Origin of the sequence: Kocuria varians, assembly GCF_006539885.1 — a bacterium.
Taxonomy (GTDB): domain Bacteria; phylum Actinomycetota; class Actinomycetes; order Actinomycetales; family Micrococcaceae; genus Kocuria; species Kocuria varians.
In genome coordinates this window covers 37,714-63,400 of the sequence record NZ_BJNW01000017.1, presented here as the reverse complement: position 1 = coordinate 63,400, position 25,687 = coordinate 37,714, and the positions used below count along the sequence as shown (strand labels likewise).

The window sequence follows — 25,687 nt, the reverse complement described above, 5'->3', positions numbered from 1 at the left end:
CGATGAGCCGTCACACCCTTTCCGTTCTGGTGGAGGACAAGCCCGGCGTGCTGACGCGCGTCGCGGGGCTGTTCGCCCGCCGTGCCTTCAACATCCACTCGCTGGCCGTGGGTCCCACCGAGCTCTCCGGCATCTCGCGCATCACCGTGGTGGTGGACGCAGACGGTGAGCTGCTCGAGCAGGTCACGAAGCAGCTGAACAAGCTGATCAACGTGATCAAGATCGTGGAGCTCACGCCCGAGGCCTCCGTGCAGCGCGAGCACATCATGGTGAAGGTCCGGGCGGACGCGAGCACCCGCCTGCAGGTCACGCAGGCCGCGGACCTGTTCCGCGCGACCATCGTGGACGTCTCCACCGAGTCCGTGGTGATCGAGTCCACGGGCGCCCGGGAGAAGATCCACGCGCTGCTGGACGTGCTGGAGCCCTTCGGGGTCCGCGAGATCGTCCGCGCGGGCACCGTGGCGCTCGGCCGCGGCCCCAAGTCCATGTCGGACAGGGCGCTGCGGCACTGAGCCGCCCCCACCGATTCTGCCGGGCCGCCCCGAGGCGGGCCCGGAGCACCCAAGACCCACCCGCTATCCGAGGAGACTGAACAAGCACATGGCCAAGATCTACTACAACGACGACGCCGACCTCTCGATCATCCAGAACCGTTCCGTGGCGGTCATCGGCTACGGCTCCCAGGGCCACGCCCACGCGCTGAACCTGCGCGACTCCGGCGTGGACGTCCGCATCGGCCTCAACGAGGGCTCCACGTCCCGCGCCAAGGCGGAGGCCCAGGGCCTGCGCGTGCTCTCCATCGCGGACGCCACCAAGGAAGCCGACGTCATCATGATCCTGACCCCGGACCAGGTCCAGGCGCAGGTCTTCGAGGAGTCCATCAAGGACAACCTGGACGAGGGCGACGCGATCTTCTTCGCCCACGGCTTCAACATCCGCTTCGGCTACATCCAGGCCCCGGAGGGCGTGGACGTGGCCATGGTTGCCCCCAAGGGCCCCGGCCACACCGTGCGCCGCGAGTTCGAGGCCGGCCGCGGCGTGCCGGATCTCGTGGCCGTGGAGGTCGACGCCTCCGGGCAGGCGCTGCAGCTCGCGCTGTCCTACGCCAAGGGCATCGGCGGCACCCGCGCGGGCGTCATCCAGACGACCTTCACCGAGGAGACCGAGTCGGACCTGTTCGGTGAGCAGGCCGTGCTGTGCGGCGGCATGTCCCACCTGGTGCAGTACGGCTTCGAGGTCCTCACCGAGGCCGGCTACCAGCCGGAGATCGCGTACTTCGAGGTGCTGCACGAGCTCAAGCTGATCGTGGACCTGATGGTCGAGGGCGGCATCGCCAAGCAGCGCTGGTCCATCTCCGACACCGCCGAGTACGGCGACTACGTCTCCGGTCCGCGCGTGATCGACCCCACCGTCAAGGAGCGCATGCAGGAGGTCCTCAAGGACATCCAGGAGGGCGTCTTCGCGGACCGCTTCATGACGGACCAGGCCTCCGGCGGCAAGGAGTTCGCGCAGCTGCGCGCCAAGGAGGAGAAGCACCCCATCGAGAGCACCGGCCGCGAGCTGCGCTCGCTGTTCGCGTGGGAGCAGACGGACGAGGACTACACCGAGGGCACCGCCGCTCGCTGATCCCCGCCCGGGTCACCGTTGCGCGGTGACCATGAGAGCCGACGACGACGCCGCGGCGCCTTCCCCCGGGAGGGCACCGCGGCGTCGTCGTCCCCGGCTCGATAGAGTGGAGGGGTGACTGAGCAGACTCCCTTCTACGTGACCACGGCCATCTCCTACCCGAACGGTGCCCCGCACATCGGCCACGCCTACGAGGCGATCGCCGCGGACACCCTCGCGCGCTTCAAGCGCCTGGACGGCTTCGACACCCGCTTCCAGACCGGTACGGACGAGCACGGCCAGAAGATGCAGCAGACGGCCGAGAAGCTCGGCACCACCCCGCGCGAGCTCGCGGACACGAACTCCTCCCGCTTCCGGGCGATGGACGAGGAGCTGCAGATCAGTCACGACCGCTTCATCCGCACCACGGACGAGGACCACTACGCCGCCTCGCAGGAGCTGTGGCGGCGCATGGAGGCCAACGGGGACATCTACCTGGACACGTACGCCGGGTGGTACTCGGTGCGCGACGAGGCCTACTACGCCGAGGACGAGACCGAGGTGCGCGCGGACGGCCAGCGCTACTCGATCGGCACGGGCACCGAGCTGACCTGGACCGAGGAGGAGAGCTACTTCTTCCGGCTCTCGCGCTACCAGGACCGGCTGCTCGAGCTCTACCGCACCGGCTTCGTGCAGCCCGAGGTGCGCTCCCACGAGATCGCGTCCTTCGTGGGCGGCGGTCTGCAGGACCTCTCGATCTCGCGCACCACCTTCGACTGGGGCGTGCCCGTGCCCGGCAACCCGGACCACGTGATGTACGTGTGGGTGGACGCGCTGACCAACTACCTCACGGGTCTGGGCTTCCCGGACACCGAGAACCCGCTCTTCCGTGAGTTCTGGCCCGCGGACGTGCACCTGATCGGCAAGGACATCGCCCGCTTCCACGCCGTGTACTGGCCGGCGTTCCTGATGTCCGCCGGGCTGGAGCTGCCCAAGAAGGTCTACGCGCACGGCTTCCTGTTCAACCAGGGCGAGAAGATGTCCAAGTCCGTGGGCAACGTGATCGACCCGCACGCCATGGTCAGCGAGTACGGCCTGGACCAGCTGCGCTTCTTCCTGCTGCGTGAGGTGCCGTTCGGGCAGGACGGCAACTACTCGCACGACGCCATTGCGGGGCGCATCAACTCGGACCTCGCCAACGACCTCGGCAACCTCGCGCAGCGCAGCCTGTCGATGGTCGCCAAGAACCTGGGCGGGGAGGTCCCCGAGCCGGGCGAGTTCACCGAGCAGGACCGGGAGATGCTGGCGCAGGCCCGCGACGTGGTGGGGGAGTACCGCACCGCGTTCGACGCCCTCGCCTTCCACCGTGGGCTCGAGTCCGTGTGGCGCGTGATCGCCTCCGCCAACCGCTACTTCACCGCGCAGGAGCCGTGGGTGCTGCGCAAGACGAACCCGCAGCGCATGGCCACCGTGCTCTACGTGACGGCGGAGGTGCTGCGGATCGTCGCGATCCTGGTGCAGCCGGTGATGCCGGGCTCCGTGTCCCGCCTGCTGGACCAGCTCGGCCAGCCGGAGGGCCCGGCGCGCTCGTTCGCCGCGCTCGACACGCCGATCGCACCGGGCACGGCGCTGCCCAAGCCGTCCGGCGTCTTCCCGCGCTACGAGGAGCCGGAGGCGCTCCAGGGCTGAGCTGGGTCACGGCGCTGCCCGTGGGACGGGGCGCGCGAGGGGTTCCTCGCGCGCCCCGTCCCACTATCTGGAACTCTGGTTCATCATGTGGAAGACGGCCGATGCGCGGCCCTATCGTGGCTCCATGACCGACACGACAGCCACCGCGCCCGCCCGCAGCCACTCGATCGCCGTCCTGCCCGGTGACGGCATCGGCCCCGAGGTTGTCGCGGAGGCCGTGAAGGTCCTCGACGCCGTCACGGCGCCGGCGGGTGTGACCCTTGAGAAGACCACCTACCCGCTGGGGGCCGAGCACTGGCTCGCCACCGGTGAGGTGCTCAACGAGGACACCATGGAGCGGCTGCGCGGCCACGACGCGATCCTCTTCGGCGCCGTGGGGGCGGCGCCGAACGACAAGCGCGTCCCCTCCGGGATCCTGGAGCGGGACTTGCTGCTCAAGCTGCGCTTCGGCTTCGACCACTTCATCAATCTGCGTCCGGCCACCCTGTACCCCGGCACCACCAGCCCGCTGGCGAACCCCGGGGAGATCGACTTCGTGGTCGTGCGCGAGGGCACCGAGGGCCTCTACGCGGGCAACGGCGGCACCATGCGCACGGGCACCGAGCACGAGATCGCCACCGAGGTCTCCGTGAACACGGCCCACGGGGTGCGGCGCCTGGTGCGCTACGCGTTCGAGCTCGCCGCGAGCCGCGAGCGCAAGAAGCTCACGCTCGTGCACAAGCACAACGTGCTCGTCAACGCCGGGCGCCTCTACCAGCGCACGGTGGACGAGTTCGCGCAGCAGTTCCCCGAGGTCGCGGTGGACTACATGCACATCGACGCCGCCACCATCTTCATGACCACGGATCCCGCGCGCTTCGACGTGCTCGTCACGGACAACCTCTTCGGGGACATCCTCACGGACCAGGCCGGTGCCGTGACCGGGGGCATCGGGCTCGCGCCCAGCGGCAACATCAACGCTGAGCGCACCGCACCCTCCATGTTCGAGCCGGTGCACGGGTCCGCGCCGGACATCGCCGGCAAGGGCACCGCCCAGCCGACCGCCGCGATCCTCGCCGGAGCCATGATGCTCGAGTACCTGGGCCACGCGGACCTCGCGGAGCAGGTCGAGCGCGCGGTGCGCGAGGACCTCGAGCTGCGCGGGAACAGCGAGCGCAGCACTTCGCAGGTGGGGGACGACGTCGTCGCCCTCCTGGGAGCGCGGCGCGCGTCCTGACCCGTCACGGGTCCACGACCGGGCGTCGCGGCTCTGCCCGCCCCGGATTCCGCACGCGGACCCCCGGCCCAGATCCAGGGGTTCCGGACCGTGGGCCCGACATCCGCCGCCCCAGGTGGCACACTTCACAGCGACACACTGCACAGCATCAGCAGGCGAAGCCGCCCCACCGTACGGGTGGCGCAGCCGCGGCACAGAAGGAGAACACCCGTGAGCACAGAATTCGTGAAGCACCTCAATCCCCACCCCGCCACGGACGAGGTGCGCGAGGCGGTGCTGCAGAACCCCGGATTCGGCCAGCACTTCACCGACCACATGGTCTGCATCGACTGGCAGGGGGACGTCCAGGAGAACGTGGGGCGCTGGGAGAACGCCCGGTTGCAGCCCTATGGGCCCCTGAGCCTGGACCCGTCCACGGCGGTGCTGCACTACGGCCAGGAGATCTTCGAGGGTCTGAAGGCCTACCGCCACGAGGACGGCTCCGTGTGGACCTTCCGGCCCGAGGCGAACGCGGCGCGGCTGAACCGCTCCGCGCAGCGGCTGGCGCTGCCCACGCTGCCCGAGGAGGTCTTCGTGGACTCCATCCGGGAGCTGGTGGCCCAGGACCAGGCGTGGGTGCCCTCCGGCGACGGCGAGTCCCTCTACATGCGCCCCTTCATGATCGGCACGGAGCCGTTCCTGGGGGTGCGGCCCTCCCGGCAGGCCCTGTACTCCGTGATCGCGTCCCCGGCGGGGAACTACTTCGGTTCCGTGGAGCCCGTGGACATCTGGCTCTCCCGCACGTACGCCCGGGCCGGCACGGGTGGCACGGGTGCGGCCAAGTGCGGCGGCAACTACGCGGCGTCGCTCGTGGCGCAGATGGAGGGGGACGCCCACGGCTGCAGCCAGGTGGTCTTCCTGGACCCGGAGCGCGACGACGCGATCGAGGAGCTGGGGGGCATGAACGTGTTCTTCGTCTTCGACGACGGCCGCCTGGTGACCCCGGAGCTGACCGGCACCATCCTGGAGGGCATCACGCGCGACTCGGTGATCCAGCTCGCCGAGGAGCGCGGGCTCACCGTGGAGCAGCGTGCGTTCACGCTGGACGAGTGGCGCGACGGTGTGCGCTCGGGGCACCTCACGGAGGTCTTCGCGTGCGGCACGGCCGCCGTGATCGCCCCGGTGCGCCGGCTCGTGAGCAACGACGAGACGATCGGCCCGGAGGACGCCCAGCCCGGTGAGGTGACCATGTCCATCCGCCAGCAGCTGCTGGACATCCAGACCGGCAGGGCCGAGGACACGCACGGCTGGCTCACGCGCCTCGTCTGAGGCCCGCACGGCCCTGCGCCGCTCCGGCCCCCTCCGATCCGAGGGTGCCGGGGCGGCGCTCGTGTGTAGCCTGTGACCATGCGTATCGCCCGTTTCACCCACGACAACGAAATCCACTACGGCACCGTCCACGGCGAGCCCGGTGACGAGACCCTGCAGTACCTCACGGGGGACCCGCTCTACGTGGGCGCCCAGGAGCTGGACCGCACCGTGGACGTCGCGGACGCCCGCCTGCTCGCACCGGTGATCCCGCGCTCCAAGATCGTGTGCGTGGGCCGCAACTACGCGGACCACGCGCGGGAGATGGGCAACGAGGTCCCGAGTCGCCCCATGCTCTTCTTCAAGCCGAACACCGCCGTCTCCGGCCCCGGTGACCCCGTCACGTTGCCCACGTGGACCGAGGAGGTCTCCTACGAGGCCGAGCTCGCCGTGGTGATCGGGCGCATGTGCAAGGACGTCCCCGTGGAGCGGGTGCCGGAGGTCGTCTTCGGCTACACCGCCGCCAACGACCTCACTGCCCGCGACGTCCAGCGCACGGACGGGCAGTGGGCCCGCGCCAAGGGCTTCGACGGCGCCTGCCCGCTCGGCCCGTGGATCGAGACGGAGCTGGACACCTCCGCCCTGTCGGTGCGCTCCAGCGTGAACGGCGAGCTGAAGCAGGACGGCAGCACGCAGGACATGGTCTTCGACGTGCCCACCCTCGTCTCGTACGTGTCCGAGGCGTTCACCCTGCTCCCCGGGGACGTCATCCTCACGGGCACGCCCGCCGGTGTGGGCACCGTGGACGACGGCGACCGGCTGAGCGTGGACATCGAGGGCATCGGCGAGCTCACCACGGTGCTGCGCCGGTAGCAGCGCAACCGCACGACGACGCCGCGGCCCCGGGTTCCGGGCGCCGCGGCGTCGTCGTCCCGGGGCCCGAACCGCGGGACCGCGGCGGCGGCACCCCGTAGACTGGAGCCATCATGACTGACGACTCCACCACCCTGCACCCCACCGTCCCCGAAGGCACCCCCGTGCGCGTGCGCTTCTGCCCGTCGCCCACGGGCACCCCGCACGTGGGGCTGATCCGCACCGCCCTGTTCAACTGGGCCTGGGCCCGCCACACCGGCGGCACGCTCGTGTTCCGCATCGAGGACACGGACGCCGCCCGCGACTCCGAGGAGAGCTTCCAGCAGATCCTCGACGCGCTCGGCTGGCTCGGCATCACGTGGGACGAGGGCGTCAACGTGGGTGGTCCGCACGAGCCCTACCGGCAGTCGCAGCGCGGTGAGATCTACCAGGACGTCCTGCAGCGCCTCGTCGAGGGCGGGTACGTCTACGAGGACTTCTCCACGCCGGCGGAGGTCGAGCAGCGCCACCGCGAGAAGGGCGAGGACCCCAAGCGCGGCTACGACAACTACGACCGCGACCTCACGGAGGAGCAGAAGGCGGCGTTCCGCGCGGAGGGACGCCAGCCCGTGCTGCGGCTGCGCATGCCGGACGAGGACATCTCCTTCACGGACCTCGTGCGCGGGGAGATCACCTTCAAGGCCGGTTCGGTGCCGGACTTCGTGGTGGCCCGCGCGAACGGCAAGCCCCTCTACACGCTGGTGAACCCGGTGGACGACGCCCTCATGGGCATCACCCAGGTGCTGCGCGGCGAGGACCTGCTCTCCTCGACCCCGCGCCAGATCGCCCTGTACCGGGCGCTGATGGGGATCGGCGTGGCCGAGTTCATCCCCGAGTTCGGCCACCTCCCGTACGTCATGGGCGAGGCCAACAAGAAGCTGTCCAAGCGGGACCCGGAGTCCAACCTGTTCCTGCACCGGGACAACGGGTTCATCCCGGAGGGCCTGCTGAACTACCTGGCCCTGCTGGGCTGGTCGCTCTCCGCGGACGAGGACATCTTCACCGTGGAGCAGCTCGTGGAGAACTTCGACATCCACGACGTCCTGGCCAACCCGGCGCGCTTCGACCTCAAGAAGGCCACGGCCATCAACGGCACCCACGTGCGCATGCTGGACCCGGAGGACTTCCGGGAGCGGCTGATCCCGTACCTGCGCGCAGCGGGCCTCGTGGGGGAGACCCTCACCCCGCGGCAGCGGGAGATCCTGGACCTCGCAGCACCGCTCGTGCAGGAGCGCATGAACCTGCTCGGGGAGACCGAGGGTCTGCTGGGCTTCCTGTTCCGCGCGGACGACGAGATCGTGGTCGCCGAGGACGCCGCCAAGCAGCTCAAGGACAGCGCACCGCAGGTCCTCGACGCCGCCGTGGCCGCGCTCGAGCCGCTCACGGACTTCACCGCGGCCGGCATCGAGGAGGCGCTGCGCGAGGCCATCGTGGACGGGCTCGGCATCAAGCCCCGCCTGGCGTTCGGCCCCGTGCGCACGGCGGTCTCCGGGCGGCGGATCTCCCCGCCCCTGTTCGAGTCCCTCGAGATCCTCGGCAAGGATTCCTCCCTGGCACGGATCAAGGCACTGCGGGCCACGCTCGGCGAGTGACCTCGTGACACCCTGACGCTCGGCCGCCACCCGGATCCGGATGGCGGCCGGGCGTCGTTCGGGGGAGGGTCACGGGTTTGGCAGCGCGGCCCGATACGGGTATAGTTATTGCTCGTTGCGCGGCACTGCTGGCGAAGACCGACAGGGCGGCGCACACAGTGGGATATGGTGTAATTGGCAACACAGCGGTTTCTGGTACCGCCGTTCTAGGTTCGAGTCCTGGTATCCCAGCGTTTCCAACGGTCTGAACGAGCGTGCTCGCGGCCGGGTGGAACACCGTTCCGAACGGCCACTGCGCCGAATTGGAACACCACCAAGTTGATGTTACTGTTTGGTGCGTCAACAGGGCCCGCAGGGAAATCTCCCGAGCGGTCCACGGAAAGTACACGGCCCCATCGTATAGCGGCCTAGTACGCCGCCCTCTCACGGCGGTAACGCGGGTTCGAATCCCGCTGGGGTCACGCGATACGAAGCCCCGGTTTCCTCGGAAGCCGGGGCTTCCGCATGTCCGCGAGCTGGTTCCCGGCTGGCACAATGTCCGTTGTGAACACTGACGAGACCCCGGCCGTTCCGCTCATCGAGGCGATCGAGACCGCCCGCGAGCTGCTGCGGTCCACGACCCTCCCGCTGGCCACCGCCAGCGCACCCCAGCAGCGCGAGAACGCATCCCGCGCCGTCGCCCAGCTGGACGACTACGTGCTGCCGCGCGTGCGCTCGCTCGACGCCCCGCTGCTCGCCGTCGTCGGCGGCTCCACCGGGGCCGGCAAATCCACCCTGGTCAACGCCCTCGTGGGCCACCCCGTGACCCGTTCCGGGGCGATCCGCCCCACCACGCGCCGTCCCCTGCTGATCCACCACCCGGCGGACGCCGGCGCGTTCACGACCCAGCGGGTCCTGCCGCGGCTCGCGCGTGTGCACGGCACCGTCGCGGAGTCCCCGGCCGCTCGCGACGCCCCGGGCGCCGGTGCGGACGGGCCGGTCGAGGACACCGGCTCGCTCGTGCTGCTGGCGGACCGCAACATCCCGGAGGGGCTGGCGATCCTGGACGCCCCGGACGTCGACTCGATCTCCGACGACAACAGGGCACTGGCCGCGCAGCTGCTCTCCGCCGCGGACCTGTGGCTGTTCGTGACCACCGCCAACCGCTACGCGGACGCCGTGCCCTGGCAGCTGCTGCGCAACGCGGCAGGCCGCGACATCACGGTGGCCGTGGTGCTGGACCGGGTGCAGGCGGCGTCGGCGGGGGAGATCGAGCAGGACCTGCGCCGCATGCTGGACGAGGAGGGGCTCGGCTCCGCGCCGATCTTCGCGGTCGAGGAGTCCCCGCTCAACGAGACGGGCATGCTGCCCCCGGCCGTGGTGGAACCGCTGCGGCACTGGCTCGAGGGTCTCGGGGCGGACGCGCACGCGCGCTCGGAGATCGCGGCCCGCACGCTCGGTGGGGCCGTGCGCGAGCTCGCGGACACCACCGAGCGCACGGCGGAGGCCGTGGCCGCGCAGCAGCACCTGGAGGAGCACCTGCGCCGCGAGGTCACCACGTCCTTCGACGAGGCGCTGCGGGCCGTCGTGGACTCCACCCGGGACGGCACCCTGCTGCGCGGCGAGGTGCTCGCGCGGTGGCAGGACTTCGTGGGCACGGGGGAGTTCTTCCGCAGCCTGGAGGCCGGCATCGGGCGGATGCGGGACCGCATGAGTGCATTCTTCACCGGCCGTCCGGCCCCCGAGGTGCGGGTCGAGGAGGCGATCGAGACCGGGCTGCAGGCGGTGATCGTCGAGAACACGGCGCGCGCCGCGGAGGCCACCGAGCGGCGCTGGCGGGACGAGCCGTCCGGGCAGGTGCTGCTCGCGGGCCGGGACGCCGCCGCCCTCCCTGCGGACTACGCCGAGCAGGTCGCGGAGAGCATCCGCGCCTGGCAGTCGGACGTGATGCTCATGATCCAGCAGGAGGGGGCCGGCAAGCGGAGCCGCGCCCGGGCGATGTCCCTGGGAGTCAACGCCCTGGCCGTGATCCTGATGATCGCCGTGTTCTCCACGACGGGGGGCCTGACCGGGCTGGAGGTCGGCATCGCCGGCGGTTCCGGCGTGGTGGGCATGAAGCTGCTCGAGGCGGTCTTCGGTGAGGACGCCGTGCGCCGCATGAGCGAGCAGGCACGCAGCAACCTGGAGACCCGTATCCGCGCCCTGCTGGACGCCCGTGCCAAGGTCTTTCTGGACACGATCGACGAGCTCGGAGAGCACCCGAGCGCGGAGCAGCTGCACGCCGCCGCCGAGCTCGTGCGCGCGGAGAGCGAGGCCCTGTGAGCCCCCGGAACCGTTCCGAGGCCGTGACGCTCTCCGAGCGGATCGCCGGCCTGTCGCGCGCCACCGAGATCGCGGACGGGCGCCTGGACCCGGCCGCCGTGCAGCTGGCCCGTGACACGCTCGACAAGGCCGGACGGCGTCGTGCGCTGTCCGCGGACCACACGGTCGTGGGTTTCTTCGGCGCCACGGGCTCCGGCAAGTCCACCCTGTTCAACGCGGTGGCCGGGCAGGAGCTCGCCCGCGCGGCGGCCCGGCGCCCCACCACGTCCGCACCGCTCGCCGCGATCTGGGGCGAGGAGGGCAGCGACGCGCTGCTCGACTGGCTCGACGTCACCGACCGCCGCGTGGTGGGCCCCGCGCTGAGCGTGGCCACGGGCCGCGGCCGCAGGACCACGACGGCGCAGGGCGGCCTCGTGCTGCTGGACCTGCCGGACTTCGACTCGGTGACGAGCGAGCACCGCCGGATCGTGCAGCGCATGGTGGGCATGGTGGACGTGGTCGTGTGGGTCGTGGACCCGCAGAAGTACGCGGACGCCGTGCTGCACCAGGACTTCGTGCAGCCCCTCGCGCGCCACGGTGCCGTGACCATGGTCGTGCTCAACCAGGCGGACCGGCTCGCACCGCGAGACGTGCCGGAGGTGCTGAGCTCCCTCACGGACCTCGTGCGCCAGGACGGGCTGCCCGCGACCGGGCCGAGCGCGCCCGTGGCCGTCTCCGCCGTGACCGGGGAGGGCGTCGAGCAGCTGCGCGAGCGGATCCAGACCGTGGCGGCGGGCCGTGCGGCGGCCGGTCAGCGCCTGGAGACGGACATGCGCCACGCCGCGGAGCAGCTCGCGCTCGCCGCGGGGGAGGGTGATCCGCACGGCATCGACAAGGCCGCGAGCGAACGGCTCACCGAGGGACTCGCGCGGGCCGGAGGGGTCGAGATGGTGGCCGATGCCGCCGCGCGCTCCTACCGGCTGCGGGCGGGGCGCCACACGGGCTGGATCGCCACGCGCTGGCTCTCCCGGCTGCGCAAGGACCCGTTGAAGCGGCTGCACATCGAGAGCCACGACCGTGGTGCGGACCCCGGCGTCCACCGCACGTCCCTGCCGGGCATGGACGCCTCCCGCAGGGCCGCCGCGGACTCTGCCGTGCGCGGGTTCGCGAAGGAGGTCTCGAACGGTGCCGGTGAGCCGTGGCGGCGCAGCATCCGCGGTGCCGCGCGCAGCAACGAGGCCCGCCTGCCGGACACCCTCGACCAGGCCGTGGCGCGCACCCGGTTCTCCGGCCACCGCGCCTCGTGGTGGTGGGTCGGCTTCGACGTGCTGCAGTGGATCGCGATGCTCGTGACCGTACTCGGCCTGCTGTGGTTGCTCGGGCTGTTCCTCGCGCAGTACTTCCAGATCCAGCTGCCGCCTCCCCCCACCGTGGACGACTTCCCGCTGCCCGTGCCCACACTGATGGTGGTCACCGGTGTGGTGCTCGCACTGTTCCTCGCCCTGACGGGCGCCGTGGTCGCCTCCGTGGCCTCGCGGCTGCACGCCGCCGGGGTACGACGCCGCCTGCTGCGCTCCGTGCGCGAGGCGGCCGCCGAGTCCGTGGAGACACCGGTGCGGCGGGAGCTGGAGGCCCACCGCGAGTTCGCGGAGTCGGTGGCGCTCAGCTCCCGCTGACGCGCACGGCCTCCGTGAGCTGACGGGCCGCCTGCACCACCACGTCCGCGTGCTTGTGGCCGGGCTGCTTGGACAGCCGCTCGATCGGTCCGCTGATCGAGACCGCGGCGATCACCCGGCCGGAGGGACCTCGCACCGGCGCGGAGACCGAGGCGATGCCCGGCTCGCGCTCGCCGATCGACTGGGCCCAGCCGCGGCGTCGTACCCCCGCGAGCGTGGTCGCGGAGAAGCGCGCGTGCTGCAGGCCCTCGATGAGGCGGGCGTGGTCCTCCCACGCCACCAGCACCTGGGCCGCCGAGCCCGCCTTCATGGACAGCTGCGTGCCCACGGGGATCGTGTCCCGCAGGCCGATGGGCCGTTCGGCCGACGCCACGCACACCCTCCACTCGCCCTGCCGGCGGAAGACCTGCGAGGACTCTCCGGTGCTGTCCCGCAGCTGCAGCAGCACGGGGGAGGCCGCGGAGATCAGCCGGTCCTCCCGCGCGGCCGAGGCGAGTTCCACGAGCCGCGAGCCCAGCACGAAGCGGCCCTGGACGTCCCTGCCCACGAGCCGGTGGTGGGCCAGCGCCACGGCCAGCCGGTGCGCCGTGGGGCGGGCGAGGCCGGTGGCGTCCACGAGGTCCGCGAGCGAGGCCGGTCCCGCCTCCAGGGCGTCGAGGATCATCGAGGCCTTGTCGATCACCCCCACGCCGGAGGGCGAGAACGAGGAGTCCTCCTGCATGGCGGTGCCGGTGCCCCGGCCGCCCAGAGGGGATCCCAGGGGGGCGCCGGTCGGGTCGATCGCGTGCGTGGTGTCCATGCCGTGATACTGCCGTCTCAGCATTCGAGAAGCAAGTCCAGGAAGTGGAACTGGTGCCTTCCAGCGGTGACGATGGTGTCCACGCACGCATCCGCGGTGCGGCGCCACGGCAGCAGCCGGGCGCCCGCGACCGCAGCACGAACAGGAGAGACGAGATGACGACCACCGCAGTGACCACCGCACCGCGGACCCTCGCCGAGAAGGTCTGGAACGACCATCTGGTGCGCCAGGGGGAGGCGGGACGCCCGGACCTCATCTACATCGACCTCCACCTGCTCCACGAGGTCACGAGCCCCCAGGCCTTCGAGGGGCTGCGCCTGGCCGGACGCGGGCTGCGCCGCACCGACCTCACGATCGCGACCGAGGACCACAACACCCCCACCGAGAACATCTTCTCGACCATCGCGGACGAGACCTCCCGCAAGCAGATCGAGACCCTGCGCCGCAACTGCGAGGAGTTCGGGGTGCGCCTGCACTCGCTGGGCGACTCCGAGCAGGGCATCGTGCACGTGGTCGGTCCGCAGCTGGGCCTCACGCAGCCGGGCATGACCGTGGTGTGCGGCGACTCCCACACCTCCACGCACGGTGCGTTCGGTGCGCTCGCGTTCGGCATCGGCACCTCCGAGGTGGAGCACGTGATGGCCACCCAGACGCTGTCCCTGGCACCGTTCAAGACCATGGCGATCACTGTGGAGGGCACGCTGAAGCCGGGGGTGAGCTCCAAGGACATCATCCTGGCCGTGATCGCGAAGATCGGCACGGGCGGCGGGCAGGGCCACGTGCTCGAGTACCGCGGCTCGGCCATCCGCTCGCTGTCCATGGAAGCGCGCATGACCATCTGCAACATGTCCATCGAGGCCGGTGCCCGTGCGGGCATGATCGCCCCGGACGAGACCACCATGGACTACGTCAAGGGCCGCCCCCACGCACCGCAGGGTGCGGACTGGGATGCCGCCGTCGAGTACTGGCGCACCCTGCACACGGACGAGGGCGCGCAGTTCGACCGCGAGGTGTTCATCGACGCGGACGAGCTCGAGCCCTTCGTCACGTGGGGAACGAACCCCGGCCAGGGTGTGCCGCTGTCCCAGCCGGTCCCGGACCCCGAGGACGCCGGGGACGACAACGCCAAGGACGCCGCGCGCCGCGCCCTGGAGTACATGGGCCTGGAGGCCGGGACGCCCATGAAGGAGGTCCCGGTGGACACCGTGTTCCTGGGCTCCTGCACGAACTCGCGCATCGAGGACCTGCGGGCCGCCGCGGAGATCGTCAAGGGCCGCACCAAGGCGGAGAGCGTGCGCATGATGGTGGTCCCGGGCTCGGCGAAGGTCCGGCTGCAGGCGGAGGCCGAGGGACTCGACCAGGTCTTCCGGGACTTCGGCGCGGACTGGCGCTTCGCCGGCTGCTCGATGTGCCTGGGCATGAACCCGGACCAGCTTGCACCGGGGGAGCGCTGCGCCTCCACCTCCAACCGCAACTTCGAGGGCCGCCAGGGCAAGGGCGGACGCACCCACCTGGTCTCGCCCGTCGTCGCCGCCGCGACCGCCGTGCGCGGGACGCTCAGCGCGCCGTCGGACCTCGAGCCGGTGGGCGAGCGGGTCGGCGACCCCGCCGGCCTGCAGCCCGTGGCCTGAGCGCCGTCGTCACCCGCCCTCCGTCACAGCAGAGAAGGACACAGCCATGGAGAAGTTCTCCACCCACCGCGGCGTGGCCGCGCCCCTGAAGCAGTCCAACGTGGACACGGACCAGATCATCCCCGCCGTCTACCTCAAGCGGATCACCAAGACCGGTTTCGAGGACGCCCTGTTCGCCGGGTGGCGCAAGAACCCGGAGTTCGTGCTCAACCGCCCGGAGTACCGCAACGCCTCCGTGCTGGTCGCCGGCTCCGACTTCGGCACGGGCTCCTCCCGCGAGCACGCCGTGTGGGCCCTGCGCGACTACGGCTTCAAGGCCGTGATCTCCTCGCGCTTCGCGGACATCTTCCGCGGCAACTCGGGCAAGCAGGGGCTGCTGGCGGCCCAGGTGGACCAGTCGGACGTGGAGCTGCTGTGGAAGCTCATGGAGGAGCAGCCGGGCATCGAGATCCAGGTGGACCTGGAGTCGCGCACCATCACGTGCGGCACGGTGACCGTGCCGTTCCAGATCGACGACTACACCCGCTGGCGCCTCATGGAGGGCCTGGACGACATCGGGCTGACGCTGCAGCACGAGGACGACATCGAGGCCTACGAGGCCACGCGGCCCTCGTTCAAGCCCACCACGCTGCCCTCCCGAACCTGAGCGGCGACTGGACCGGGGGAGCTTGCGAGCCGATAGAATGTCGAGGTCCCGTTCGCGTTCCGCGTGCGGGCGATGCTTCCCCCAGATCGGTAGGTCATGACTTCTCTGCGCATCACCGGCGGCGTGCCGCTGTCCGGTCAGGTCACGGTACGCGGCGCCAAGAACCTGGTTCCGAAGGCCATGGTTGCCGCTCTCCTCGGGTCCACCCCCTCCACTCTCGGCAACGTCCCCGAGATCAAGGACGTCGAGGTCGTCACGGACCTGCTCGCGCTGCACGGCGTGGAGGTCAACCGTGACGACGCCCTGGGCAACCTCACGCTGGACCCCACCAACGTCACGCGGGCCCGCCACTCGGACATCGACGCCCACGCCGGTGACTCCCGGATCCCGATCCTGCTGTGCGGGCCGCTGCTGCACGCGCTCGGCGAGGCGTTCATCCCGGACCTCGGCGGCTGCCGGATCGGGGACCGCCCCATCAACTACCACCTGGAGGTGCTGCGCAACTTCGGCGCCAAGGTGGAGAAGCTCGAGTCCGGTATCCGGATGAGCGCCCCGCACGGGCTGCAGGGTGCCAAGATGGACCTCCCGTACCCGTCCGTGGGCGCCACCGAGCAGGTGCTGCTCACCGCCACGCGCGCGGAGGGCCACACCGAGCTGCGGGGCGCGGCCACCGAGCCCGAGATCATGGACCTGATCGCCATCCTGCAGAAGATGGGCGCACTCATCACGGTGCAGACGGACCGCGTGATCCGCATCGAGGGCGTCCCCGAACTGACCGGCTACGTGCACAGTGCGCTGCCTGACCGCATGGAGGCGGCCTCGTGGGGCTCTGCGGCCCTGGCCACCGGCGGCGACATCTTCGTGGCCGGCGCCAAGCAGGCGGACATGATGACGTTCCTCAACACCTTCCGGAAGGTGGGCGGCGGCCTCGACATCCGCGAGGACGGCATCCGCTTCTACCACCCGGGCGGTGACCTGAACCCGCTGATCGTGGAGACGGACGTCCACCCCGGCTTCATGACCGACTGGCAGCAGCCACTCGTGGTGGTGCTGACCCAGGCCAAGGGCGTGTCGATCGTGCACGAGACCGTGTACGAGAACCGTTTCGGCTTCACGCGCGCCCTGAACCGCATGGGTGCCGTGATCCAGGTGCACCGCGAGTGCCTCGGCTCCGTACCGTGCCGCTTCGGTCAGCGCAACTTCCTGCACTCGGCCGTGATCTCCGGTCCCACGCCCCTGCGCGCGGCGGACATCCACATCCCGGACCTGCGCGGCGGGTTCTCCCACCTGATCGCGGCGCTCTCCGCGGAGGGCGTCTCCCAGGTGACGGGTGTGGAGCTGATAAAGCGCGGCTACGAGCACTTCACCGACAAGCTGAGCGGGCTCGGCGCGAACTTCGTCGTCGACGAAGCGTGACGCCGGCTCCGCACCGTCAGCCCGAACGCGCGTCCCGGTCCCGGGGACCGGTCGCACCCAGCGTCCACCGGCGCCCCTTCCCGGGGCGGCGCGCGCTGTTCACCGAGGAGTGGATGAGCTCATGAGCAGGACCTCCCAACGATCCGCGTTCCGCCTGCTGGCGGGCATGATCCTGCCCGTGTACCGCTCGCTCACCGTGCCGCACTGGCGCGGGCAGGAGAACTTCCCGGCGGAGGGCGGCTTCGTGGCGGTGGCCAACCACCTCACGGAGATCGACCCGATCACCGTGGCGTACCCGCTCTACAAGGCCGGGATCATGCCGCGCTTCCTCGCCAAGGAGTCCCTGTTCCGGGTTCCGGTGATGGGGACGATCATCACCCGGATCGGGCAGGTCCCCGTCTACCGCGGCACCTCGCGCGCCAAGGACTCGCTGCGTGCCGCGCGCGCGGAGCTGGACAGCGGCGGCGCGATCATCGTCTACCCGGAGGGCACCATCACGCGTGACCCCGGCATGTGGCCCATGCGCGGTCGCACCGGTGCCGCCCGGCTGGCCCTGGAGGCCAGTGTCCCCGTGGTGCCCATGGCGCACTGGGGCGACCAGGAGGTGCTGTACCGGGACCCGGAGGGTCATCGCACGTTCAGCGCGTGGCCCCGCAAGACCGTGGACGGCATCATCGGTGAGCCGCTGACCCCGGAGGACCTGGTCCCCGGCGGCCTGCAGCGTCCGGGCCACCCCTCGGCGGAGGAGCTCGCGCACGCCACGGAGGTCGTCATGGCCGCCGTGTCCCACCTCCTGGGGCAGCTGCGCGGGGAGACCCCGCCGGAGCAGCTCTTCGACCCGCGGGCACCGCGCACCGGTGAGGCCGGGACCGTGGGCAACGCCGGCGGGAGCGTGGCCCCGTGACGCGCGCGGGCGCGGGACCCGAGAAGATCACCGTTCTGGGCGCGGGTTCGTGGGGCACCACCTTCGCCAAGGTGCTCGCCGACGCCGCCGCGGAGGCCGGTGCCCGGCGCACGGTCTGCCTGTGGGGCCGCTCCCCGGAGTCGATGGCCACGCTCGCCCGTGAGCACCGCAACGAGCGCTACGTCCCGGGCGTGGACCTGCCGGAGGGGCTCGAGTACTCGAGCAACCTCGCGGCGGCACTGGACGGAGCAACGCTCGTGGTGGCGGCGATCCCCGCCCAGTCCCTGCGCGCGCAGCTGGCCGTCGCCGCACCCCACCTGGCCCCGGGCGCCGTCGTCCTCTCCCTCGCCAAGGGTCTGGAGTCGACCACCGGGCTGCGGATGACCGAGGTCGTCGCGCAAGTACTGGGCGAGACCACGGAGGAGTCCGAGCAGGAGTGGGCGCGGCGCACGTGCGTGCTCTCCGGGCCGAACCTCGCCATGGAGATCGCGCGGGAGGAGCCCACCGCGTCGGTGGTCGCCGCACCGGAGCACGGGACCGCGGCCTGGGTGGCCCGCTGCTGCGCGGCCCCCTACTTCCGGCCGTACACCAACACGGACGTCGTGGGCACCGAGATCGGCGGGATCGTGAAGAACGTGATCGCGCTGTGCGTGGGCATCTGCGACGGCCGCGGCTACGGGGACAACTCCAAGGCCTCGGTGATGACCCGGGGGCTCGCGGAGACCACGCGGCTCGCCCTGGCCCTGGGCGGGGAGCTGACCACGCTCTCGGGGCTGTCCGGCATGGGGGACCTGGTGGCCACGTGCTCCTCCTCCCTGTCCCGCAACCGCACTGCTGGCCGTCTGCTGGGCTCGGGCCTCACGCCCGGGCAGGTGCAGGACGCCATGACCCAGACCGCGGAGGGCATCACGTCCGCCCCCGCGGTGCTCGACCTCGCCCGCCGTCACGGTGTGGACATGCCCATCACGGACGCCGTGGTGAGTGTGCTGCAGGGCGACGCCCCCGTGCACGAACTGGCCCCCCGACTGCTGGGCCGAGACCTGAAATCCGAAGGGAACACCGCATGAGCACCAGCCCCGAGACCCCCGTCGCGACCACGGAGGGCGAGAAGCCGTGCGTGGCGGTCGTCTTCGGCGGCCGTTCCTCCGAGCACTCCGTCTCCCTCATCACGGCCCGTTCCGTGCTGCGCGCGATCGACCGTGACGCGTGGGACGTGGTCAGCGTGGGCATCTCCCCGGACGGTGCGTGGTTCCTGTACTCGCAGGAGGAGCTGGAGGCGCTGCTCGAGGAGCAGCCACTGGCGCAGCTCCCCGTGGGGGAGCGCCGGGTCAGTCTGCCGTTGCAGGCCGGCGAGAGCCGTCTGCTGATCCACGACTCCGGCGAGTTCGGCGGGCCCCTGACGCGTGGGCGGCACGTCGACGCCGTGTTCCCCCTGCTGCACGGGCCGTTCGGTGAGGACGGCACCCTGCAGGGCATGCTCGAGCTCGCGGACCTGCCGTACGTGGGCTGCGGCGTGGCGGCGTCGGCCATCGGCATGGACAAGCACTTCATGAAGATCGCGTTCCAGGCGGCCGGGCTGGACGTGGGCCCGTACACCGTGATCTCCGACAGGCTGTGGCGCACGGATCCGCAGACGGCGTGCGAGAACGTGGCCGCGCTCAGGTTCCCCGTGTTCGTGAAGCCGGCGCGCGCGGGCTCGTCCTTCGGGATCACGCGCGTGGACGACCCCTCCCAGCTGGACGACGCCATGGCCACGGCGCGCGAGCACGACCTCAAGGTCGTGGTCGAGGCCGCGATCGAGGGCCGCGAGATCGAGTGCGCCGTGCTCGGTGGGCACGGCACCGACGACGCCCGCGCATCCCTGCCCGGAGAGATCGAGGTGCACGGGCACGACCTCTACGACTTCGAGGCCAAGTACGTGGAGACGGACGGTGCCACCCTCTCGTGCCCCGCGCGGCTGCCGGAGGCCGTGATCGAGACCCTGCGCCGCGACGCCGTGCGCGCGTTCCACGCGGTGGACGGCGAAGGGCTCTCGCGCTGCGACTTCTTCGTCACCCCGGACGGGCGCGTGATCATCAACGAGATCAACACCATGCCGGGCTTCACGCCCATCTCCATGTACCCGCGCATGTGGGCCGCGAGCGGGCTCGAGTACAGCCAGCTGATTGACGAGCTCATCACCCTGGCGCTGGAACGGCCGGTCGGTCTGCGCTGAGTCCCCGGCCTTCACGGCTGGTTCATGACGGGTGTGTGGGGCGGCGGGAGCCCTGCCATGGCCCCGGCCCGCACGGCTGGTTCACGACACGCCTGACCGGGTCGCGGAGAGCATCACCGGTTCGTGGGGCCGCGCGGCTGCGGCGTCCTCCCACCGCGGCGTCGTCGGGGGTCCGGCGAGGCTCAGGAGGTGCCCTGCTGCTCCAGGGTGTCCTTGACCGAGAGGCACTTGTGGGTCTGCGGGATGCTCTGCACCGCGGCACCGGTGTCCACCAGCGCGGTCGAGGAGGGCACGCGGCCGCCGTCGAAGAGCACCTCCACGGCGGGGGAGCGCCCGTAGGTCACGGCGCGCCACTGGTCCTTCTGGTCCTTGACCTCGGAGATCAGCCAGTCCACGCCGTTCACGTTCGTGCAGGGGTCCGTGGTGGGGCCGGGCTCGTCCACGCCGCAGCGCACGATCATCGCGGAGGGGTCACCGTACGCCGTGGTGCCCTGGCTCGAGGTCTCGCGCTGGTCCAGGTCGCTCACCGAGCCCGGCATGGCGAGCATGACGGGTGCGCACGCGGGGTTCGCGGCGTCCGGGGCGCCGTCCACGGTCACCGTGGCACCGCACCCGGTGAGCGCGAGCGCCCCGGCGAGCAGCCCGGCGGTCCCGGCCACGCGGCGTCGTCGTGCCCGGGACGACGACGCCGCCCCGCCCTGCCCGCGCGTCCGTCCCGTGGTCTCGCCGCGCCTCCCACGTGTTCCGGCCACGGGAGCCGGGGACCGGAGCGCATGCTCCGTGGTGGGGTGCCCGGCGGCGGCGGGACGGTGTGCAGAGGGGAGAGCCATGCCCTCCAGGATAGGCGGTGGACCGTGCTCCTTCAGCGCGTCGGACCCCGTGGCTAGGGTGAGGAGCATGACGCACGAGCCCGCCGCACGGCCCGGCACCACGGTCTCCGAGCTGAGCGAGTCGCAGCTGCTGGAGGCGTTCCTCCCCGGCGCCACGACCCGCGGCGCGCAGGTCCTCACCGGTCCGGGGGACGACTGCGCGGTGGTGGCGACACCCGGGGGACGCGTGGTGGTCACCACGGACACGCTCACCGAGGGGCAGGACTTCCTCGCGGTGTGGCCGAGTGGCCGACACACGACGGGCGCGGACCTGGGCCGCAAGTGCGCCGCCCAGAACCTCGCGGACGTCGCCTCCATGGGTGCCGTTCCCACCGCGATCGTCGTGTCCCTGACCCTGCCCGGGGACACGCCGGTGCAGTGGGTCACCGACTTCGCCACCGGGCTCTCCCGCGCCTTCGAAGAGCTGGGGGCGTCAGAGTGCGCGCTCGTGGGAGGGGACCTGGGGCGCGGCACGGAGCTGTCGATCACCGCCACCGCCATGGGTCGCTGCGAGCTTCCCCCGGTGCTGCGGGCCGGGGCCACGGCCGGGGGTGTGCTCGTCCACACCGGGGTGCTCGGCCGCGCGGCAGCCGGTCTCGCCGCCCTGCTGAGCCCGGTTCCCGGTCCCTGGGACGGCGTCCCGGAGGAGCTGCGGGAGCAGCTCACCACCGCGCAGCTGCGGCCCCGTCCGCCCGTCACCGCGGGACTCGCGCTGGCGCGCGCCGGAGCCACCGCCATGCTCGACGTCTCGGACGGCCTGCTGCGGGACGCCGGGCGGCTCGCTCGTGCCTCGGGGCTCGTCGTGGACCTGGACCCTGCCGCCCTGGAAACGGCCGCCGAGACCCTGGAACCGGCCGCGCGCGCCGTCGGCGCGGACCCCTGGCAGTGGGTGCTCACGGGCGGTGAGGACCACGGTCTGCTGGCCGTCCTCCCTGTGGATTCCCCGCTTCCCCCGGGGGCTCGTGCGATAGGCTCGTGTGCACCCACGGCACCCGCCAGGACCGCCCCCGGGGTGGTCGACGAGGAGGGGACCGCGGCGCACGAGCAGCATCGCGCCGGCCCGGCCGTCACGATCGCGGGGCGCTCCCCGCGGCAGTGGTTCGGGCGCGACGTCGTCGAAGGATGGGATCATTTTGAGCCGTAAGCCCGGATCGTCCACCGCGGAGGTGCGCAGCTGGCTCGACGCCGCGCACCGCGGTCTGTGCGATCACGCGGACGTCCTGGACAACCTCAACGTCTTCCCCGTCGCGGACGCGGACACTGGCGCGAACCTCAGCACCACTCTGGGCCACGCCGCTGAGGCCGCGCACCTGATCGAGGGCAGGGACGTGGGCGAGCTGCTGCTCTACGCCGGCCAGGCGGCGCTCGAGGAGGCTCGCGGGAACTCCGGCATGCTCGCCGCCCTCACGCTCACCGCCATGGGCCACGCCGTGGAGGGCAGCGCCCGGCTCACCGCGGAGCAGCTCAAGGACGCGTTCATGGCGGCGCGGGTGCGCTGCTCGTCCGCCCTCACGGACCCCGTGCCCGGCACCATGCTCTCGGTGCTGCAGGCCGCCGGGGAGGTGCCCGTCCCGGAGGACTGCCCGGAGGGCTCCAACCAGCAGCTCGCCCAGTGGCTCGACGACATGGTCACGGCGTGTACACAGGCAGTGCTGGACACCGTGGAGCAGATCCCCGTCCTGACCGAGCGCGGCACCGTGGACTCCGGTGCGCTGGGGATGCTCGTGATCCTCTCCGCCCTGCGCTCGGAGCTCGGCGGGGAGGAGGATGCCCCGGACCCCGTGGCGGCGATCGTGCGCCACCACGCCCTGCCGCGCTCGAGCGAGCCCCAGGAGCAGATGGAGGGCTTCGAGGTCATGGGGACCATGGACCTGCACGCGCTGGATGCGGCCGAGCTGCGCCACGAGCTCGACGACGCCGGGGAGAGTGTGATCGTCAGCGCCGTGAGCGAGCACGAGGACGGCTACACGTGGCGCGTCCACGTGCACGTGGCGGACCCGGACACGGCCCTGGAGCTCATGCGCCGGCGCGGCAAGGCCCGCAACGTCACGGTCACCTCGCTCACGGCGGATCCGCGGTGACCAGCCACGACACCGCGGCCGCCGGTGCCGGAGCCGCGCCCACCCCGGTCGGCACGGGAACGGGCGTCACCGCGTTCGCGGACCTCCTCGACCAGCCCCTCACGCGCTACGTCCCGGGGAACTCGCCGCGCTCCACCGTGGCCCTGCTCGAGAAGGAGCTCGGCATCACCACCGTGGGCCAGCTGCTGGACCACTCTCCCCGGCGCTACATCCGTCGCGGGAAGATCCAGGCGCTCACGGAGCTGGTCGCGGGGGAGCGCACCTCGTTCGTCGCGCGCGTGGAGAGTTCCAGCACCCGGCGGATGCGCAGCGATCCGCGCCGCAGCCTCACGGACGTCACGGTCGCGGACGACACCGGGGCCAGCCTGAAGATCACCTTCTTCAACGCGTACTCCGCGCAGAAGGACCTCCCCGTGGGCTCGCTCGCCCTGTTCACGGGCAAACCCGAGTTCTACCGCGGCACGCTGTCCATGGCGGGCGCGGACTACGCCCCCGTGGAGGCGCCCGAGTCCCTCGAACGCTCGGAGGACGGGGAGCTGCTGCCCATCCCCGTCTACCCGGAGACCGCGAAGCTGACCACCCCGCGGATCGCCAAGGTGGTGCACCAGGTGCTGGTCACGGCGGACCTGGACTCGCTCGCGGACCCGCTCCCGCCGGAGGTCGTGGCCGCGGAGAAGCTCGTACCCCCGGGGCAGGCGTACCGGGACCTGCACCGGCCGGAGTCGGTGGCCGCGTACGAGGCCGCGCAGCGCCGCTTCCGCTTCCAGGAGGCGTTCGTGCTGCAGACGGAGCTGAGGCGTCGCCGCGCCGAGCACGCCGCGCACCCGGTGGCGCCCCGACCCGTGGTCGAGGACGGGCTCCTGGCGCGCTTCGATGCCTCCCTGCCGTTCGAGCTCACGCCGAGGCAGCGCGAGGTCGGGGAGCAGATCTCCGCGGAGCTGGCGGGCACCGCACCCATGAACCGGCTGCTGCAGGGTGACGTGGGCTCCGGCAAGACCGTGGTGGCCCTGCGCGCCATGCTGCAGATCGTGGATGCCGGCGGGCAGGCGGCCATGCTCGCGCCCACCGAGGTGCTCGCCACGCAGCACCACGAGAAGATCACCCGCGCCCTGGGTCCCCTCGCTATGCCGGGTCGGCTGGGAGGCGACGACCACGCCACGGAGGTCACCCTGCTCACCGGGAGCATGGGCGCCACGGCGCGCCGCAAGGCACTGCTGGACATCGCGAGCGGCGCGGCGGGGATCGTCGTGGGCACGCACGCGCTGATCCAGGAGGCCGTGCAGTTCGCGGACCTGGGACTCGCGGTGGTGGACGAGCAGCACCGCTTCGGCGTGGAGCAGCGCGACGCCCTGCGGGACAAGGCCGGCACGAGCCCCCACACCCTGGTCATGACCGCCACGCCCATCCCTCGCACGGTGGCCATGACGGTGTTTGGTGACCTGGACGTGAGCACGCTGCGCGAGTTGCCCGGTGGTCGCCAACCCATTGAGACGCACGTGGTGGGTCTCGCCGAGCACGGCCCCGCGTGGGAGCGCCGCGTGTGGCAGCTGGCCGCGGAGCACATTGCGAACGGTCACCAGGTCTACGTGGTCGCCCCCAAGATCGGCGACGACGCCGCCGTGCCCTCCTTCACGAGTCTGCGGGAGTCGCTCGAGGCTGATCCGGAAGAGCCGGAGCCGGCAACGGTCGCGTGGCTCGAGGAGCTCGTCACGGCCCGCCCGGAGCTGCGCGGCGCCCGGGTGGGCGTCCTGCACGGCCGCCAGGACGCGCAGGTCAAGGCCCGCACCATGGCGGACGTCGCGGCCGGGACCGTGGACGTGCTCGTGGCCACCACGGTGATCGAGGTGGGGGTGGACGTCCCCAACGCCACCCTGATGGTGGTCGTGGACCCCGAGCGGTTCGGGATCTCCCAGCTGCACCAGCTGAGGGGGCGGATCGGACGCGGCGAGCACGCGAGCACGTGCCTGCTCGTGACCCGCACGCTGCCGGAGCACCCGGCACGCACGCGGCTGGACGCCGTCGCGGCGACCACCGACGGCTTCGAGCTCGCGGAGGTGGACCTGCGGCTGCGCAAGGAGGGGGACATCCTCGGAGCGTCCCAGTCCGGTGGGCGCTCCGGCCTGCGGTGGGTGGGCGTCCTGCGGGACGAGGCCCTCGTGGCCCGCGCCCGCACCGCCGCCGAGGCCGTGATCACCGAGGACCCGCAGCTCACGGCCCACCCGGACCTGCGGGTCGCCATCGGACGGGTCCTGGACGAGGACCGACAAGCCTTCCTGGAGCGAGGATGACACGCATCATTGCCGGACGAGCCGGTGGCCAGCGGCTGCACTCCGTCCCGGGTTCGGCCACGCGCCCGACCACGGACCGGGTCAAGGAGTCGCTGTTCGCGCGCCTGGACGCCTGGGGCATGTGCGACGGCGCGCGCGTGCTGGACCTCTTCGCAGGCTCCGGCGCCCTGGGGCTGGAGGCGGCGAGCCGGGGTGCTTCGACCGTGACGCTGGTGGAGCGCGCCGGTGCCGCGGCGAAGGTCTGCCGTGCGAACGCCGAGATCCTGCGGGCCGCCTGCCCGGACACCAAGATCACCACGGTGCAGTCGGCCGTTGCCGGGTACCTGGGGCGCGCCCCGTTCCACCGCTGGGACCTCGTGCTCGTGGATCCGCCGTACCCGCTGGAGAACGACGAGCTCGCGAGCACCCTCGTGCCCCTGGCCGACCGGCTGGGTCCGGGCGGGGTGGTCGTGGTCGAGCGCTCGGCGCGCACGGAGGAACCCGCCTGGCCCGCCGGTCTGCGACGCTTCGAGGCCAGCGACCACGGCGAGACGCGCATCTGGTATCTCGAGGCGGAGCACGACGCCGCGGCGTCGTGACCC

21 protein-coding genes and 2 tRNA genes are annotated in these 25,687 nt (G+C 71.7%); 21 read left to right on the top strand and 2 right to left on the bottom strand.

Features of this window, described 5'->3' with window-relative positions; genetic code table 11:
- Positions 1–2: 2 nt before the first annotated feature.
- The 11 genes from ilvN to KVA01_RS09735 all read left to right on the top strand — a co-directional run bounded on the left by ilvN (position 3) and on the right by KVA01_RS09735 (position 12,257).
- Positions 3–512, top strand: a complete 510-nt coding sequence (ilvN, locus tag KVA01_RS09785) for an acetolactate synthase small subunit (RefSeq protein WP_068469489.1) — start codon at positions 3–5, stop codon at positions 510–512.
- Between the two features lie 88 nt (positions 513–600).
- Positions 601–1,626, top strand: coding sequence for a ketol-acid reductoisomerase (gene ilvC, locus KVA01_RS09780; RefSeq protein WP_141270016.1), 1,026 nt, complete (start codon positions 601–603; stop codon positions 1,624–1,626).
- A 114-nt stretch (positions 1,627–1,740) separates the two neighbouring features.
- Positions 1,741–3,294 (top strand): methionine--tRNA ligase, encoded by a 1,554-nt coding sequence (gene metG / locus KVA01_RS09775; RefSeq protein ID WP_068469492.1) that lies wholly within the window; start codon positions 1,741–1,743, stop codon positions 3,292–3,294.
- Between the two features lie 124 nt (positions 3,295–3,418).
- A complete protein-coding gene (locus KVA01_RS09770; protein WP_068469494.1) occupies positions 3,419–4,510 on the top strand; it encodes a 3-isopropylmalate dehydrogenase in 1,092 nt (363 codons plus the stop codon).
- Positions 4,511–4,720: 210 nt separating this feature from the next.
- Complete coding sequence (locus KVA01_RS09765; protein ID WP_068469496.1) at positions 4,721–5,818, top strand: branched-chain amino acid aminotransferase; 1,098 nt, start codon at positions 4,721–4,723, stop codon at positions 5,816–5,818.
- A gap of 78 nt (positions 5,819–5,896) precedes the next feature.
- Positions 5,897–6,670, top strand: a complete 774-nt coding sequence (locus KVA01_RS09760) for a fumarylacetoacetate hydrolase family protein (protein WP_141270014.1) — start codon at positions 5,897–5,899, stop codon at positions 6,668–6,670.
- Positions 6,671–6,783: 113 nt separating this feature from the next.
- Entirely contained in the window at positions 6,784–8,301 is a 1,518-nt protein-coding gene (gene gltX / locus KVA01_RS09755) for a glutamate--tRNA ligase (RefSeq protein WP_141270012.1), read from the top strand.
- 159 nt (positions 8,302–8,460) lie between these two features.
- Positions 8,461–8,532, top strand: a tRNA-Gln gene (locus tag KVA01_RS09750).
- Between the two features lie 157 nt (positions 8,533–8,689).
- A tRNA-Glu gene (locus tag KVA01_RS09745) sits at positions 8,690–8,762 on the top strand.
- Positions 8,763–8,835: 73 nt separating this feature from the next.
- Entirely contained in the window at positions 8,836–10,602 is a 1,767-nt protein-coding gene (locus KVA01_RS09740) for a dynamin family protein (protein WP_141270010.1), read from the top strand.
- Positions 10,599–12,257, top strand: a complete 1,659-nt coding sequence (locus KVA01_RS09735; RefSeq protein WP_068469502.1) for a GTPase — start codon at positions 10,599–10,601, stop codon at positions 12,255–12,257. The genes KVA01_RS09740 and KVA01_RS09735 overlap by 4 nt, the downstream gene beginning before the upstream one ends.
- Here the strand turns inward: KVA01_RS09735 and KVA01_RS09730 are convergent.
- Entirely contained in the window at positions 12,244–13,056 is an 813-nt protein-coding gene (locus KVA01_RS09730) for an IclR family transcriptional regulator (protein ID WP_082810350.1), read from the bottom strand. The two genes, KVA01_RS09735 and KVA01_RS09730, sit on opposite strands and share 14 nt — an antisense overlap.
- A 155-nt stretch (positions 13,057–13,211) precedes the next feature.
- Here KVA01_RS09730 and leuC point away from each other — a divergent pair, with 155 nt between their 5' ends.
- From leuC to KVA01_RS09700, 6 genes are all read left to right on the top strand, one after another.
- Positions 13,212–14,687, top strand: coding sequence for a 3-isopropylmalate dehydratase large subunit (gene leuC, locus KVA01_RS09725; RefSeq protein WP_068469504.1), 1,476 nt, complete (start codon positions 13,212–13,214; stop codon positions 14,685–14,687).
- Positions 14,688–14,733: 46 nt separating this feature from the next.
- Positions 14,734–15,333, top strand: a complete 600-nt coding sequence (gene leuD / locus KVA01_RS09720) for a 3-isopropylmalate dehydratase small subunit (RefSeq protein WP_068469506.1) — start codon at positions 14,734–14,736, stop codon at positions 15,331–15,333.
- A gap of 96 nt (positions 15,334–15,429) precedes the next feature.
- Complete coding sequence (murA, locus tag KVA01_RS09715) at positions 15,430–16,749, top strand: UDP-N-acetylglucosamine 1-carboxyvinyltransferase (RefSeq protein WP_068469507.1); 1,320 nt, start codon at positions 15,430–15,432, stop codon at positions 16,747–16,749.
- 121 nt (positions 16,750–16,870) lie between these two features.
- Complete coding sequence (locus KVA01_RS09710; protein WP_068469510.1) at positions 16,871–17,653, top strand: lysophospholipid acyltransferase family protein; 783 nt, start codon at positions 16,871–16,873, stop codon at positions 17,651–17,653.
- A complete protein-coding gene (locus KVA01_RS09705; RefSeq protein WP_141270008.1) occupies positions 17,650–18,720 on the top strand; it encodes an NAD(P)H-dependent glycerol-3-phosphate dehydrogenase in 1,071 nt (356 codons plus the stop codon). The genes KVA01_RS09710 and KVA01_RS09705 overlap by 4 nt, the downstream gene beginning before the upstream one ends.
- Positions 18,717–19,868, top strand: a complete 1,152-nt coding sequence (locus tag KVA01_RS09700; RefSeq protein WP_141270006.1) for a D-alanine--D-alanine ligase family protein — start codon at positions 18,717–18,719, stop codon at positions 19,866–19,868. The genes KVA01_RS09705 and KVA01_RS09700 overlap by 4 nt, the downstream gene beginning before the upstream one ends.
- 182 nt (positions 19,869–20,050) lie before the next feature.
- On the opposite strand, the gene KVA01_RS09695 is transcribed toward KVA01_RS09700, so the two are convergent.
- Positions 20,051–20,698 carry a DUF3515 family protein gene (locus KVA01_RS09695; RefSeq protein ID WP_307723026.1) on the bottom strand — a complete coding sequence of 216 codons (648 nt, stop codon included), beginning with the start codon at positions 20,696–20,698 and terminating at the stop codon, positions 20,051–20,053.
- Between the two features lie 67 nt (positions 20,699–20,765).
- On the opposite strand from KVA01_RS09695, the gene thiL reads away from it, so the two are divergent.
- The 4 genes from thiL to rsmD are packed head-to-tail and all read left to right on the top strand — an operon-like array spanning position 20,766 to position 25,684.
- The gene (thiL, locus tag KVA01_RS09690) at positions 20,766–21,881 is read left to right on the top strand and encodes a thiamine-phosphate kinase (protein ID WP_068469517.1); all 1,116 of its coding nucleotides are present in this window, start codon (positions 20,766–20,768) and stop codon (positions 21,879–21,881) included.
- Positions 21,871–22,818: a DAK2 domain-containing protein gene (locus KVA01_RS09685; protein WP_082810351.1), complete on the top strand. Its 948-nt coding sequence runs from the start codon at positions 21,871–21,873 to the stop codon at positions 22,816–22,818. The genes thiL and KVA01_RS09685 overlap by 11 nt, the downstream gene beginning before the upstream one ends.
- Positions 22,815–25,106: an ATP-dependent DNA helicase RecG gene (locus KVA01_RS09680; RefSeq protein WP_141270004.1), complete on the top strand. Its 2,292-nt coding sequence runs from the start codon at positions 22,815–22,817 to the stop codon at positions 25,104–25,106. Before KVA01_RS09685 ends, KVA01_RS09680 begins: the two co-directional genes overlap by 4 nt.
- On the top strand, positions 25,103–25,684 hold the full coding sequence (gene rsmD / locus KVA01_RS09675; RefSeq protein WP_068469519.1) for a 16S rRNA (guanine(966)-N(2))-methyltransferase RsmD: 582 nt from the start codon (positions 25,103–25,105) through the stop codon (positions 25,682–25,684). The genes KVA01_RS09680 and rsmD overlap by 4 nt, the downstream gene beginning before the upstream one ends.
- The last annotated feature ends 3 nt before the right edge of the window (positions 25,685–25,687 follow it).